This window comes from Flavobacterium tructae, assembly GCF_002217475.1.
GTDB lineage: Bacteria > Bacteroidota > Bacteroidia > Flavobacteriales > Flavobacteriaceae > Flavobacterium > Flavobacterium tructae.
The window spans coordinates 89295-104045 of record NZ_MUHH01000032.1 but is presented as its reverse complement, the minus strand read 5'-3'; the positions used below and the strand labels follow the sequence as shown (position 1 = coordinate 104045).

16 protein-coding genes and 1 tRNA gene are annotated in these 14751 nt (G+C 35.6%); 13 read left to right on the top strand and 4 right to left on the bottom strand.

Annotated elements, in window-relative coordinates; all coding sequences use genetic code 11:
- Positions 1–10: 10 nt before the first annotated feature.
- Positions 11–83, top strand: a tRNA-Gly gene (locus B0A80_RS14865).
- Positions 84–216: 133 nt separating this feature from the next.
- Here B0A80_RS14865 and pepE read toward each other — a convergent pair.
- A complete protein-coding gene (gene pepE, locus B0A80_RS14860; RefSeq protein ID WP_089077753.1) occupies positions 217–924 on the bottom strand; it encodes a dipeptidase PepE in 708 nt (235 codons plus the stop codon).
- Positions 925–1090: 166 nt separating this feature from the next.
- Between pepE and B0A80_RS14855 the strand changes: the two genes are divergently transcribed.
- From B0A80_RS14855 to B0A80_RS14825, 7 genes are all read left to right on the top strand, one after another.
- The gene (locus B0A80_RS14855) at positions 1091–1855 is read left to right on the top strand and encodes a hypothetical protein (protein ID WP_089077752.1); all 765 of its coding nucleotides are present in this window, start codon (positions 1091–1093) and stop codon (positions 1853–1855) included.
- Positions 1842–2570, top strand: coding sequence for a carboxypeptidase-like regulatory domain-containing protein (locus B0A80_RS14850; protein WP_233430754.1), 729 nt, complete (start codon positions 1842–1844; stop codon positions 2568–2570). The genes B0A80_RS14855 and B0A80_RS14850 overlap by 14 nt, the downstream gene beginning before the upstream one ends.
- A complete protein-coding gene (locus B0A80_RS14845) occupies positions 2560–3309 on the top strand; it encodes a hypothetical protein (RefSeq protein ID WP_017497045.1) in 750 nt (249 codons plus the stop codon). Before B0A80_RS14850 ends, B0A80_RS14845 begins: the two co-directional genes overlap by 11 nt.
- Complete coding sequence (locus tag B0A80_RS14840) at positions 3309–3815, top strand: DUF6702 family protein (protein WP_017497044.1); 507 nt, start codon at positions 3309–3311, stop codon at positions 3813–3815. The genes B0A80_RS14845 and B0A80_RS14840 overlap by 1 nt, the downstream gene beginning before the upstream one ends.
- A 66-nt stretch (positions 3816–3881) precedes the next feature.
- Complete coding sequence (locus tag B0A80_RS14835) at positions 3882–6122, top strand: M1 family metallopeptidase (protein WP_070908704.1); 2241 nt, start codon at positions 3882–3884, stop codon at positions 6120–6122.
- Positions 6123–6378: 256 nt separating this feature from the next.
- Positions 6379–6726 carry a Sec-independent protein translocase subunit TatA/TatB gene (locus tag B0A80_RS14830; protein WP_089077751.1) on the top strand — a complete coding sequence of 116 codons (348 nt, stop codon included), beginning with the start codon at positions 6379–6381 and terminating at the stop codon, positions 6724–6726.
- A 1-nt stretch (position 6727) separates the two neighbouring features.
- Positions 6728–7291, top strand: a complete 564-nt coding sequence (locus tag B0A80_RS14825) for a phosphatase PAP2 family protein (protein ID WP_089077750.1) — start codon at positions 6728–6730, stop codon at positions 7289–7291.
- Between the two features lie 261 nt (positions 7292–7552).
- Here the strand turns inward: B0A80_RS14825 and B0A80_RS14820 are convergent, their stop codons facing one another.
- The 3 genes from B0A80_RS14820 to B0A80_RS14810 all read right to left on the bottom strand — a co-directional run bounded on the left by B0A80_RS14820 (position 7553) and on the right by B0A80_RS14810 (position 9464).
- Positions 7553–8194, bottom strand: a complete 642-nt coding sequence (locus B0A80_RS14820; RefSeq protein WP_017497040.1) for an O-methyltransferase — start codon at positions 8192–8194, stop codon at positions 7553–7555.
- Positions 8195–8307: 113 nt separating this feature from the next.
- Complete coding sequence (locus tag B0A80_RS14815) at positions 8308–8640, bottom strand: hypothetical protein (protein ID WP_089077749.1); 333 nt, start codon at positions 8638–8640, stop codon at positions 8308–8310.
- A 230-nt stretch (positions 8641–8870) separates the two neighbouring features.
- The gene (locus tag B0A80_RS14810; RefSeq protein ID WP_089077748.1) at positions 8871–9464 is read right to left on the bottom strand and encodes a YceI family protein; all 594 of its coding nucleotides are present in this window, start codon (positions 9462–9464) and stop codon (positions 8871–8873) included.
- A gap of 208 nt (positions 9465–9672) precedes the next feature.
- On the opposite strand from B0A80_RS14810, the gene rlmN reads away from it, so the two are divergent.
- The 5 genes from rlmN to B0A80_RS14785 all read left to right on the top strand — a co-directional run bounded on the left by rlmN (position 9673) and on the right by B0A80_RS14785 (position 14684).
- The gene (gene rlmN / locus B0A80_RS14805; RefSeq protein WP_089077747.1) at positions 9673–10716 is read left to right on the top strand and encodes a 23S rRNA (adenine(2503)-C(2))-methyltransferase RlmN; all 1044 of its coding nucleotides are present in this window, start codon (positions 9673–9675) and stop codon (positions 10714–10716) included.
- Positions 10717–10958: 242 nt separating this feature from the next.
- A complete protein-coding gene (locus B0A80_RS14800) occupies positions 10959–11936 on the top strand; it encodes a polyprenyl synthetase family protein (RefSeq protein ID WP_017497036.1) in 978 nt (325 codons plus the stop codon).
- A gap of 199 nt (positions 11937–12135) precedes the next feature.
- Positions 12136–12696, top strand: coding sequence for an RNA polymerase sigma factor (locus B0A80_RS14795; protein ID WP_017497035.1), 561 nt, complete (start codon positions 12136–12138; stop codon positions 12694–12696).
- A complete protein-coding gene (locus tag B0A80_RS14790; RefSeq protein WP_089077746.1) occupies positions 12683–13417 on the top strand; it encodes a hypothetical protein in 735 nt (244 codons plus the stop codon). Before B0A80_RS14795 ends, B0A80_RS14790 begins: the two co-directional genes overlap by 14 nt.
- 211 nt (positions 13418–13628) lie before the next feature.
- Positions 13629–14684, top strand: a complete 1056-nt coding sequence (locus tag B0A80_RS14785) for a hypothetical protein (protein WP_089077745.1) — start codon at positions 13629–13631, stop codon at positions 14682–14684.
- The last annotated feature ends 67 nt before the right edge of the window (positions 14685–14751 follow it).

Below are 14751 nucleotides of genomic sequence, written 5' to 3'. Positions count from 1 at the left end.
CCCTGTTAATGCGAAAGTAGCTCAGTTGGTAGAGCTCCAGCCTTCCAAGCTGGTTGTCGCGAGTTCGAGCCTCGTCTTTCGCTCTTAAAAAAGCCTCAAACATTTGTTTGAGGCTTTTTTCGTTTTTGCCTGTATTCAAGCGTATTCATGTAAAAAAAATCCAAATTCCAAATTTGATTGATAAATTGGAATTTGGAATTTAAAAAGATTGAATTTTTATTTCAGATTGCTCAGGTCGCTCCCAGTCTCCAGTTCTGTCGGAGTTTCGTTTTGCAGAAACAAACGCGCTTGCAGGTTTCCTTTCAAAGTGATTGTATCGCCTTTCACTTCCAGCCAGCTGCCTTCTCTTAAACCTAAAACCGGGATTGTGTTGAAAGCATGGAATTCTTTAATTCTGGTTTCCCTTGTTTCACCCATATGTTTAGATTGTAAGTCAGGATCCAGATAATGTGGGTTCAGATTAAAAGGAATCAGTCCTAAGGTTTGAAAACTTGGAGGGTAGATGATGGGCATGTCGTTGGTGGTTTGCATCGAAAGGCCGCAAATGTTACTTCCGGCACTTGTTCCTAAATAAGGAGTTCCGTTTTTCACCGTCTCAGAAAGAAGCTGCATAATATTGTACTTGTAAAGCTGCGTCACCAATAAAAAGGTATTTCCACCACCGGTAAATATTCCTTCTGCATTTTTTATGGCGTCAGCTGCATTTTCAAATTCGTGAATTCCTTTAACAGAGATATCGATGGAAGCAAAAGCTTCCGAAACCTTTGCGGTATAATCGTCATGCGAAATACCTCCGGGTCTGGCAAACGGAATAAATAAAATGCTCTTACAGTTTTTAAAGTGAGATTGTAAAGTAGGGAGTAAATACTCTAAATAGCTGCCTTCGTGAAGAGTAGAAGTGCTGGCAATGATAATGCTTTTCATAATGGTTTAAACTCAGGTTGAATTGGTTAAAGGTATTAAAAAACTCTCTTTGGAATGCTTCTTTATGGGGTTTAATTAACATATTTTTACCAACTCCTTAGTATTAAATTTGGAGAACATTAAGATATTTTTACAGCTTTAAGAAAATCTTTAAAATTTTGTCGCCATGCACAGGTTCGTCTGTTTTCTGATTTTTGCTTTAGGGCAGACCGCTTGGTCTCAGGCTCAGGACCAGACCGTTTTAAACGGGCGAATAAGTGCGAATGTCAATGATCTCGAAGGGGTTTATGTAATCAATGCGCGGACAGAGGGGATGACAACAACCAATTCCTCAGGTGCATTTTCTATTGGCGCTAAAGCAGGTGATGAACTTGTTTTTTCTTCGATACAATTCAAAGAAAGCAGAGTTGTATTAACAGTTGAAAATTTCTCAGATATCAACTTTACTGTAAAACTTAATGTGGTAATGCACCAGCTGCAGGAAGTTATTGTTAAAAATTATAATAATGTAAATGCGGTTTCTTTGGGGATTATTCCGGGCGGGCAAAAAACATACACAGAAGCCGAACGTAAATTACGTACCGCGACAGATCTAAATGCAAAGGCAAATGCGGGAGGTATGGTTGGTGGTTCTGTTTCTGCAGATCCGATGTTGAATTTTTTTTCAGGACGCACGGCTATGCTTAAAAAAGAGGCAGTGGTAGAGAAAAAAGAGGCTTTCATGAAGCTGTTGGAAAAAATGTTTACGCTGGAACATTTTGTGGGGCAATTGAAGATTCCTTTAGAATATGTAAAAGGATTCGAATATTACGTCGTAGATAATGATAGATTTACAGTGATTTTAAATTCTAAAAATAAGACTTCGACAGAATTTTTGCTGGCGGAATTAGCGGTTAAGTATAAAGAAATAATTGCAAGTGAAAATAAATAGATTTATAAAAACTAGTTTACTGTTACTGTTAGTCCAGTTGGGATTTGCGCAAAATAAGGTTTCAAAAGAAATTTCGGGACAGATTTTTGAGCAGTCTACTTCAGTTGAGTCCGTGAATATTATTAATAATACGACACAGGTTACGGCTGTTTCAGATGCAAACGGAGGGTTTTCGATTGTGGCAAAAGAAGGAGATGTTTTGGTGTTTTCGGCAGTAAATCTCGAAGGATATAAGAGACGAATCACGGCTGAAGATATGAATACAGGTCGGCTTCAGATTAAAATGACAGCCAAAGAAGTGGAGTTGAAAGAGGTGGTGGTGAATGAAAATGCCAATATAACAGCTGAGAATTTAGGGATAATTCCGTACGGACAGAAAAAATATACCCCTGCAGAACGAAAAGTGTACACTGCGACTTCAACCTCGGTAGACAAGTTGCTTAACAAAATTTCCGGAAGGACGGCCATGCTTAAAAAAGAGGTTAATGTAGAGAAGAAAGAGGCGCTCTTTAGAAAAATGGAATATCTTTTTGAGGAAAATTATTATACAGAAAGATTACGAATACCTGTAGCAGATATTAAAGGATTTCAGTTATATTGTGTGGATGATGCTGATTTTGCCGTATCTTTGAATACTAAAAACAAAACAATGAGTATGTTTTTGTTAACCGATCTAGCCAGAAAATATCTAATAATTCTCGAAAATGAAAAATAGCCTAACCTTATTGCTTATAAGCCTGATTTGTCAAATTACACTAGGACAAAATTCAAGAAAACCCATCCATGGACAAGTTACCAATAAATCGCTCGCCGTTGAAAGTGGTTTTGTGATGAATGTAAATGCCAATGTGAGAACCTTTATTGGTTCAGGCGGATTGTTTGATATCATGGCAAAACCTAAGGATACCTTGTTGTTTACGGGATTGGCGTTTCAGTCCAAAAAAATTGTGCTGACAGAAAAAGACTGTGCCGGAGTTCTGCTTTCGGTGCCATTAGATTTAATAAGTAATGAGCTGAAAGAAGTTTTGGTACATAAAGATCTAAAAGTAAAGTCACTTGGCGGAGGTTCACAACAATATGTCGACATGCAGTTTGAAGATGATAAGCAGTCTACGGCCAAAAATATTACAATGTACTCTGATCAGACGATTAAATACGGTATGAACTTTGTCAGAATTTTTAAAGATGTTAAAAAGCTGCTTTCTAAAGATGATGATGATAAGGAAGAAGTTATTACGGATCTTGCTTTTATTGAATATTCCAGAGCCAATTTCAAACCGAACTTCTTTACCGGTACTTTGGGGTTAAAAGAAGATGATATAGAATTGTTTCTATTGTATTGTTCGAATGATCCGGAATCCAGAAAACATCTTGGTCCGGACCAAAAATTTGAATTGATTGATTTCCTGGTTAATAAAAATAAGGAATTTAAAAAAGTGAAAGTTTCTCAGTAATGAAAAATAAGGTAATCTATCCTTTAATAGGAATATTGTTTTTATCACTTTCTGCTTTCGCATTCCACAAGTTTTATGTGGGTGTTTTTCAGGTCAATTATGCCGCCGAGAAAAAGATGATTCAGATTACTTCCCGAATTTTTATTGATGACCTTAATAATGGTATGGAGAAAAAATACCATAAGAAAACATTTGTAGGAACCGATAAAGAAACCGAAGCAGATGTAGAGCTGTTAAAAAAATACCTTGCAGAAAACTTTATTATTAAAATAAACGGTCAGTCCAAACCCATTACCTTTTTGTCTAAAGAGATAGAAGCCGGTGATGTTTTGGTTTGTTATTCTCGAATAAAAGACATCGATAAGTTTAAAACTATTGAAATCTCTAATACTATTTTAGTAGATTGGAATGCTGAGCAACAGAATATTACGCACATTACGGCATTTGGCAGTAAGAAAAGTGTTCTCTTTACCGAATCTTCCAGGAAAGAATTGTTAAAGTACTAAAGAATCGATAAAATTATTGATTTAATTGTTATTTTCACACCCTGACAAAATTACCATTACTATTTTATGAAAAAACTTTCATTATTGTTGATTTTTCCTGCGATGCTTGTCGCTCAGGAAAAAACAGTTGCTCCAAAGCAACAAGGGAAGTACGATACAAACAAATTCAGCCAGATGTATGATCTGCTGGCTACTCCAAATATGTTTCGTACCGCTTCGGGAGCACCGGGACCTGCGTATTACCAACAACAGGCCGATTATAAAATCGATATTGAATTAGACGATAAAAAATCAAGAATAGACGGGTCTGAAGTGATAACCTATTCTAATAATTCTCCTGATGTTCTGGAGTATTTATGGATACAGCTAGATCAGAATCAGGCCAGAGCCAAAACGCAAACCTCTTTGGCGGAAAGTGAAAAAATAAGCCCCGTTTTGCCTTTGGATGGTTTCTCAAGTAAATATTTGAAAAAAGATTTAGAGCGCGGTTTTAATATTGAACAGGTAAAAGACATAAAAGGAAACCCAATGTCGTATACCATCAATGAAACCATGATGCGTATTAATCTGGCAACACCATTAAAGCCGGGTGAAAAAATCTCACTGGCCATAAAATGGTGGTACAACGTTAACAACTACAGAAAAGAAGGTGGCGGACGTTCCGGTTATGAATCATTTGATAAAGACGGAAATAAATTATACGTAATTGCTCAGTTTTATCCAAGAATGGCCGTATATAATGATGTTGAAGGCTGGCAGAATATGCAGTTTTGGGGAAGTGGAGAGTTTGCATTGCCTTTTGGTAATTTTGATGTAAACATTACAGTTCCTGCAGATCACATCATTGATGCTACCGGAGAACTGACCAACAGAGCCGAAGTTTTTACGCCGGAACAGGTAAAACGTTACGAACAGGCTCAGAAATCATTTGATAAACCAGTTGTAATTGTAACACAAGCTGAGGCAGAAGCAGCGGAAAAAGGATTTTCGGAAAAGAAAAAAACCTGGAGATTCAGTGCCAAAAATGTACGTGACTTCGGAATTGCTTCTTCAAGAAAATTCATTTACGATGCAATGGCTGTAAAAATCGGAAACAGAGTAGTAATGGCCGAATCTGTTTATCCGAAAGAATCAAATCCGCTATGGGGAGAAACTTCCACAATGGTGGTAGCGCATACTTTAAAAAGCTATTCAGCACATACTTTTGATTACCCTTATCCAAAAGCAGTATCGGTTTCAGCCGAAGATCAGGGGATGGAATATCCAATGATTTGCTGGAATTATGGTCGTCCGGATGAGAATGGGGTGACCAGCAAAGAGGTTAAAAACGGAATGATCGGTGTGGTAATTCACGAAGTGGGGCATACCTTTTTTCCAATGATTGTAAACTCAGACGAACGTCAATGGAGCTGGATGGACGAAGGTTTGAACTCCTTTTTACAATACATGGCAGAGCAGGAACTGGATTCGAACTTTCCTTCAAGACGCGGACCTGCAAAAAATATCGTTCCGTATATGAGTGGAGATCAGAAGTTTTTAGAGCCTATTATGTCGAACTCTGAAACCATTCATCAATTTGGGAATAACGCGTACGGAAAACCGGCTACAGGACTTAATATTCTGAGAGAAGTCGTAATGGGAAGAGAATTGTTTGACTATGCTTTTAAAACCTATGCCAACAGATGGAAATTCAAACATCCAACCCCTGAAGATTTCTTTAGAACGATGGAAGATGCTTCGGCGGTTGATTTAGACTGGTTTTTCAGAGGATGGTTTTATTCTACAGATTTTGTAGATATCGGAATCAAAGAGGTAAAACAATATTATGTTTCCGAAACGCCAACTGCAGATATCAAAGATATTAAAGTGAAAAAAGGACGTTTTGGATTTGAAAAAGGACCTTTCGTGTATTTAGTTGCCGGTGATAATGCCGAGGTAAACGCTTCGACTAAGAAACCACTAAAAGTAGAAGAGGTAAAACTATTGTCAGATTATGTGAGTCAAACCTTTACTGCAGAAGAAAAAGCAAGTCTGAAATCACCTAAATATTTCTATGAAGTAGAGTTTAGTAAACCGGGAGGAATGATCATGCCAATTTTGGTTGAGATTACTTACGAAGACGGAACAAAAGAGAATTATCAGTATCCGGCACAGATCTGGAGAAAGAATAACGACACGGCTAAAAAAGTGTATGCAACTGAAAAAGCAATCAAGAGCATTCAGATAGATCCGAAATTAATGACCGCCGATATTGATGTTACCAATAATAGCTGGCCAAAAGTAGAAGAAAAATCAAAATTTGATTAGCAATAAATCAAAAAAAGTGCTGTCTCAAAATGAGGCGGCACTTTTTTTATAAAATAAAACTTCTTTTAAAAGGAATTACTTCTATTTTTTCTGAAACTGCTCCAGCGGAGCAAAATCTTTATAGTAAATACAATTTACCAGTTTTAAGAAGCTACAGCGGAGCGTAATTCTTTTGAGGCAGTTCCCTTTTTTTAAGTAAATTTTAAAACCGTCCGTTATAAAATTTAATATCTTTGTGAACACAAAAATAAAAGATATGTTTGGTATAGGAGGAGGAGAATTAGTTTTTATACTTTTTATAGTGCTAATGCTTTTTGGTTCAGATAAAGTGCCTGAAATTGCCCGTACAATGGGAAAGGCCATGGCGCAATTAAAAAATGCTACTAATGATATTAAAAGTGAAATTCAAAAAGGAGCTGAGGCCAATGGTCTTGATTCCAGATCACTTACGGATATAACGGGTAACATCAATGCGCAAATTAATGACGCCAAAAGCAATCTGATGGGGGACTCCGCTAATTTATTGGGAGACACTACTGCAGAAATAGACAAAGTAAAAGAAGATATCGATTCAATCTCAGGACCTGTAAAACGCCAAAGATAATATGCTTGAAAAAATACAAAAATTAGACACCGACTTATTGGTGTACCTTAACGGTTTAGGTTCTGAAACATACGATAAACTTTGGTTGATTATTACCAGTCAGTTAAATTGGACACCTCTTTTTCTGTTGTTTTTTTATTTGATGTACAAAAAAATAGGGGGAAAACAAACTTTGTATGTGATCCTTTTTATTGCCGTGCTAATCACTTTTACAGATCAGGTTACCAATTTGGTTAAATACACAGTTCAGCGACTACGACCATGTAATAATCCTGATATCAACACTATTATTCGAGTGGTGCAAACCCGAAAATCATTTAGTTTTTTCTCCGGACATGCAGCTAACACTATGGCGGTAGCGACCTTTTTATATTTCGTTTTAAGACGCCGTATTAAGTTTTTAGGGCTTATATTCCTATGGCCTTTAATCTTTGCTTATAGCCGAATTTACTTAGGATTGCACTATCCGGGAGATATCTTAACCGGTTATTTCTTTGGAGCCCTTTTCGGATCATTACTTTATTTGGTATACCGCAGGTTAAAACCACAATACTTCCCAGGATAGGTTTTTTTGAAGGTCCTGAGGGGATAAGATACTAAGGTTCTAAGTTTTTATTTGAGAAAACTTAGGACCTTATTTGTTTAGTTTTTAATTACTTTGTTCAATTGTCTCCAGCTTCAGTTGGAGGTAAAATTGAATAGGAAAAAGGCTTTAGCCCAATTAAACAATGGCAAATAACATGCTTAAAGGTTCTGAGTTTCTAAGGTTCTAAGTTTTTATTTGAGAAAACTTAGAACCTTAGCGCCTCAGTATCTTAGTCTCTCTTTAAAGTATCCTGCTAACCGTTAATCCATCACGAATGGGTAATAAAACCGTTTCGACTCTGGGGTCGTTTTTCAAGAGTAAATTGTATTCTAAAAGAACTTTGGTACTAACGTCATTTGGATGAACCGGTTCCAGTATTTTTCCACTCCATAAAACATTATCCGATAAGATAATACCGCCTTTGTTCATTTTGGGAACAATCATTTCCCAATAATTGATGTAATTTTCTTTATCGGCATCGATAAAAACCAAATCAAACTTGACGTCTAAAGTTGGAATGATTTCAACAGCTTCTCCTAAATGTTGGAAAATTTGTTTTCCCCAAGGAGATGCATCAAAATATTTACGTTGAAAATCGACTAATTCTTCTTTGATGTCAATGGTGTGCAGCTGCCCGTTTTCCTGCATTCCCTCACACAGACACAAAGCGGCATAACCGGTATAAGTTCCAATTTCGAGAATGTTTACAGGGCGAATCAATTTCGAGAGCATGCTTAAAACACGACCCTGAAAATGCCCGCTAAGCATTCTTGGCAGTAGTATTTTTTGGTATGTTTCTTTATTTAGTTTGGCCAACAATTCCGGTTCGTTTTCAGAATGTTGCTCGATATAATCTTCCAGTTCTTGAGAAATAAAATGCATCTTGTAGTATCTTCTAATTTTGAGTGTAAAAATACGAAAAATAGTGGCTCTTTTTTGAGTATAAAAAAACCATTCGTTGTAGCGAATGGTTTTAGTTTCATAAAGTGAAGAGACTATTTTTTCAAAGCCTCATTAACTTCTTTAGCTGTTTTTACCGTACCGTCTTTAGCAGCTTTAGCAGCATTTTCTACTTTTTCAGCGCCTTTTTTAGTCACGTCTTTTACATCTTCTGCTGCTTTTTTGGTAGCTTCTTTTACATCTTCAGCAGCACTTTCAGTTTTGCTTACTGCGCTATCTTTTACTTCTTTAATATCGGTAGTTAAAGAGTCAACTTTGTTTCCAAGAGTTAGTTCTTCCTCTGCAGGTTTTGGTTCCTTCTTTTCGCAAGATTGAACAGCGAATGCTAATAAAGCGATAACAGCCAGACTTAAGATTTGTTTTTTCATAAGAAATTGATTTTTTTAGATTGATTAAATTTAAAAGTTATAAAGCTGAAAAATAAAGATACACATTTTAAAATGATTGAGCTCTTTGTAAGATTATTTTCCTTTTGAGTGCAAGACAATTCTCGTGCCAAAGTTTTGAGTTTTGAAATGCTGAGCCATTTTTTTTTATTCATTTTTAGAATAGAAAAGTATTTATTGTTGCATACTTTTATTTCGTTGCTTTTAAATCGTTATTTAATCACTAAAATGTTATCATTTTTTGTAAAATCAGTCAAAGTGATGTTGAAGATCACCGTTAATTCTTTTCCGGCTCTAACAACTCCAAGTGCCGCAGAAGGCGTTGTCATTTCAAAATCACTAAAAGTCATTCGGTTGGAGCCTTGCAGCGCAAAAGTACCGTCTTTATAGGCTGTTACTCTTATCTGAGTTTTAAAATCTTTGCTAACACCTGCTATAGTATAGGTTCCGGTAAAATTCCAGGTGTTTTCGTTTACTTTTTCGGCAGATTTTAGAGCGTATTTAATGTTTTTATGGTCATCGGTTTCCAGAGCTTTATAAGCAACATCGTCCATGCTTCCTTTGCCGCTTTTTAAGCTTTCAGCTGATAAGGAAACGGTCAGGTTTTTTATATCTGTAATTTTCGAATCTGTAACAGTTAAGAAAGCACTTCCCACTCCGTCTGAAGATTTCATCGTCCAATCGTGTATGTTGGAAGTTCCTGCAACTTCAAAGGCTGATTTTGATAAACTATATCTTTTTTGTGAGTTTACTTGTAAAGATAACATCAGTACTGCTGCTAATAAAATAGATTGGATCGTTTTCATTTGTATAGGTATTTGTTAAATTTTAAGATCAGTTTGCGGTTCAATTGGTTTTTGATAATGAGTTACTGTCTTTTTCTTATGTCAAATTTATCACGAACGAATAGCAAAAGACCTGATAAAAATCATGGTTAGGTTTTTATTTAAAGCGTATAATAGAGAGAAAATACATTTTCTGAGAAATGTTTTAAAAAGTGATTAACTTTGCAGCATGCAAATGGAGAAAAAAGATATAAGAGCCTTAACAAAAGATCAGCTTCGCGATTTTTTTGTCGCTAATAATGACAAAGCCTTTCGTGGAAATCAAGTCTACGAATGGTTATGGAGCAAAGGAGCGCACAGTTTTGAAGACATGACCAATGTCGCCAAAACAACTCGTACGATGCTGGAGGAAAATTTTGTAATCAATCATATCAAGGTAGATACTATGCAGCGCAGCAGTGACGGAACCGTAAAAAATGCCGTTCGTCTGCATGATGGTTTAGTGGTAGAGTCTGTATTGATTCCAACAGAAACCAGAACAACAGCCTGCGTTTCAAGCCAGGTAGGGTGCAGTCTGGATTGTAATTTCTGTGCTACTTCACGATTAAAGAGAATGCGAAACCTGGAACCTGGAGAAATCTACGATCAGATTATTGCGATAGACAAAGAGAGTCGATTGTATCACAATCATCCGCTTTCGAATATTGTTTTTATGGGAATGGGTGAGCCTTTGATGAATTACAACAACGTCATCAAAGCTATTGATATGGTTACCTCGCCGGAAGGATTAGGGATGTCACCCAAACGTATTATGGTTTCGACTTCGGGAATTCCGAAGATGATAAAAAAAATGGCCGATGATGATGTAAAATTCAAGCTGGCGGTTTCTCTGCATTCGGCTATTGATGAAGTACGTGCGAGAATCATGCCTTTCAGTAAAAATTTTCCGTTAAAAGATTTGCGTGAAGCTTTGGAATACTGGTACAGAAAAACCAAAAGTAAAATCTCGTACGAATATGTAGTCTGGAAAGGAATCAATGACGATAAAGCTTCGATTGATGCTTTGGTGAAATTTTGTAAATATGTTCCGTGTAAAGTCAATTTAATTGAATACAATCCAATTGATGATGGCGAGTTTCAACAAGCTTCAGAAGAATCAATTCTGGCTTATATAAAAGCATTGGAAAATATCGGAGTAGTGGTAAAAGTACGCCGAAGCCGAGGAAAGGATATTGATGCTGCCTGCGGACAATTGGCCAATAAAGAAGGATAAATAATGTTTTGCAGTTTCGTACTGCAAACAAACCGTTTAATAATTTTTTAAAGATGCCTTGTTCTTCAAGGCATTTTTTATAGAGCATTGCCTGAGAGCGGACACTTTTGTTGATAACGAATTCAAATTGAGACAGAAGAAAGTTTTCGGTTCGTTTTTTTTACATAAGCATTTAAATTATTGATATACTAATGTAAAATACACCGTATTTTTTTATTTAAAATAGTATATTTGGGATCGAAATGAATATTACTTCTCAAATAAAACAGCCCATCTTTAACGAGATGGAACTTTTTGAAAAAAAGTTCCATGAATCGATGACCTCAAAGGTGGCTTTATTGAATCGTATTACCTATTATATCGTAAACCGAAAAGGAAAACAAATGCGTCCGATGTTTGTTTTTCTGACCGCTAAAATGGTTTCTGAAGGTATTGTAAACGAAAGAACCTATCGCGGAGCTTCTGTAATTGAACTTATTCATACCGCTACTTTGGTACACGATGACGTGGTAGACGATAGCAATCGCCGTCGTGGATTTTTCTCCATCAATGCACTTTGGAAAAATAAGATTGCCGTTTTAGTTGGAGATTATTTATTGTCCAAAGGGCTTTTGCTCTCTATCGATAATGGTGATTTTGATTTGCTCCGAATCATTTCTGTAGCCGTTCGCGAAATGAGCGAAGGCGAATTGCTTCAAATTGAGAAAGCAAGAAGACTGGACATCACCGAAGAAGTATATTACGAAATCATCCGAAAGAAAACAGCAACGCTTATTGCAGCCTGTTGTGCACTTGGTGCAAAATCGGTAATTGAAGATGATGCTCAGGTCGAAAACATGAGAAAATTTGGCGAGCTGATCGGAATGGCTTTTCAAATCAAAGATGATTTATTTGATTACAGCGAAGAAGCTATCGGTAAACCAACCGGAATCGATATTAAAGAGCAAAAAATGACTTTGCCTTTAATTCATGTTTTAAATACTTGTACCCCGCAAGAAAAAAAGTGGTTGATAAACTCCATCAAAAACCACAATAAAGACAAAAAACGTGTCAAAGAAGTTATTGCATTTGTAAAAAGCAATAATGGATTGGCTTACGCTGAACAAAAAATGGTGCAATTTCAGCAGGAAGCACTTTTGCTACTGGATAATTTTTCAGATTCTGAGTTTAAAGATGCCCTTGTTTTAATGGTAAACTACGTTATTGAAAGAAAAAAATAGTTTTTTAAAATTAGATAATTAGAAAATTTGTTAATTAGATAATTGATTTACTTTGTTGTAAATGAATGGTTTAATTGTGTTTTTTTGGAGTTTGTAATTTTTTTATTGATTTTTTTTCCATTCTCATGCAACCATTTCAAAACGTTATGCGTCTATGCTAATAGAAGTCTGTTACTAAACCAAAACCAACCGCTTATTAATGAAAATTATTCATTTACATCAGGAAGAAACCGAAATTATAAAGTTGGCTGTCGAGAATAATCGGCAAGCACAACAACAAATTTACAGTCGGTTTTCCTCAAAAATGTTAAGTGTTTGTCGACAGTATATAAAAGACATTCAATTGGCCGAAGATGTGATGATAACTGCCTTTATGAAAGTGTTTACCAATTTAAGCAGGTTTGAGCACAAAGGAAGTTTTGAAGGTTGGGTCAGGCGGATTATGGTGAATGAATGTATTTCGTATTTAAGAGTTCATAAAAAAGTAAAGTTTAGTGAAGAAGAAATTTATATCGAAGAGAGTTTCAATGCCATTGACAGTCAGTTTTCGATCGATCAGATTCAGTTCTTAATTGATGCTTTACCGGAAGGTTACAGAATGGTTTTTAACTTATACGCCATAGAAGGATACAAACATAATGAAATTGCCAAGATGTTAGGGATTAACGAAGGTACATCAAAATCGCAATTATCGCATGCCAGAAAAATGCTGCAAACACAAATTAATAGTCTAAAAAAACAAGATAATGGAACCGAATAATTTTGAAAAGGATTTCCGTGAAAAACTAAATCAACGTAAAATTGAACCAAGTGATAAAGCCTGGGATCGATTGGATGCCATGTTGAGCGTTGCTGAAGAAAAGAAAACTATTGCTCTTAGTTCACGACAAGCCGGGAAAAAGAAATGGATGTATGTTGCTGCAAGTGTTGTTGGTTTTTTACTGGTTGGAACTTTCTTTTTTAACCATAAGAAAAATACAGATGTAACACCAAAAGGCATCATAGTGGTTAAGGAAGATGCAAAGAAAGATTCGGTTGTACAGCCAACTTTAGATACCAATATAGCAGTTGAAGAAGCAGTAGTGGTTTCAGAAGAAAAAACAATTAAAAAGTCAGTTCAACAAGAAAACCATCAGGAATCAAAATCGAATAAAATCATTACAAGTAAATCCAATGCAATAGCGGAGTCTTCAATCATCATCAAAAACAATCCTGAAAAACAATCAATCAATCCACAGCCTTTAATGGCTAAAAATCCTGAAAAAGAAACGGTAGATCAGTTGCTGGGAACAGCTGAAAAAGTAATCGTTGCTGAGAATGCTGTCAAGCCAAAATCAAAAGTAAAAATTAATGCTAATGATTTACTTCAACAGGTCGATGGCGAATTAGAGTTGTCGTTTCGTGAAAAGGTAATTACAAAAGTCAATAAAAATTACCAAACGGTAAAAATGGCTTTGGCCAATCGAAATCAGCAGGAATAAAGTTTTTAACTCCAATCAGGAACGTGCTGTTGGAGAAAATCAAAAATTAAAGATCAAAAAAATAATTCCGAGAGTAGTCGGGCAGGCTTTTAGTGCCAATTTTCAACCCAATTATAAATAATAATTGTTTGCCATTCACATCTCACATTTTACATTTCACAATTAGAAAAAAACATCAATCAACAATCAAATTTTTTAAAAAAAAACAGTCATGAAAAATTTTACCATTCACCTCGTTATCCTTGTCTTTTTATTTGTCAGTAAAGTTATGGGACAGGAAACTTTTGAATCAAAAGCGAGAAAAATTGCCAACAAAATAGAGAAAGTTACGAAAGAGGAAAAAGAAGCTTTGAAAGAAGAAATTGAAGCAATTAATGTTCAGTTGTCTGAAGGGACAATCACTCAGGAACAAGCAGACAAGCGTAAAAAAGAATTAGCAGAAGCCAGAGCGATTATTATCGAAGAAAAAGTAACACTGGCGCAAAATGAGTTAAATGATTTAGTACAGCAAAAAGTGGACGGAAAAATCAAGGAAGGAAATTATAAAAGTGGACGTGCTTTGATTGTTCATTGGAATGACATAGAGTGGAAGGATGATAATAAAAAAAGAAAAGATTCTATACGCGGCGAAAGAAGAACCACATCGCAGTTTGTATTTGCGGCAGGTTTGAATAATATGATGGTTGATGGTAAATTGCAGGATTCTAAATATAGGTTTACAGGATCGCATTTTTACGAATGGGGATTTACCTATAACACCAGATTAATGAAAAACGATAATTTATTACATGCTAAATATGGATTGTCTTTAATGTATAATAATATTCGTCCGAGAGATAATAAATATTTTGTAGTCAATGGAAACCAGACAGAATTGCAAACCAATGCAATCCATTTAGATGAATCTCGTTTTAGAAATGTGTACATCGCGGTGCCAGTTCATTTAGAGTTTGATTTTTCAAGACCAAAAGTGAATAACGGAAAAACGTACTTTAGAACACATAATAGTTTCCGCTTTGGAATTGGAGGTTACGCAGGAGTCAATGTAAAATCCAAGCAAATTCTAAAATACGATCAGGACGATTTGGATTATAAGACAACTATAAAAGGAGATTATAATGTGAATAATTTTATTTACGGATTGAGTTCTTACATTGGTTATAAAGAAATGAGTTTGTATTTAAAATACGATTTAAACCCATTGTTTAGGAATAATACTGTAAAAGAAAATAACATTTCATTGGGATTAAGATTCGATTTTAATTAAGAATACAATTGATTAGTTAGTGGAAAGAGCGCTTCGAAAGAGGTGCTTTTTTTTATTTAAAATTGCC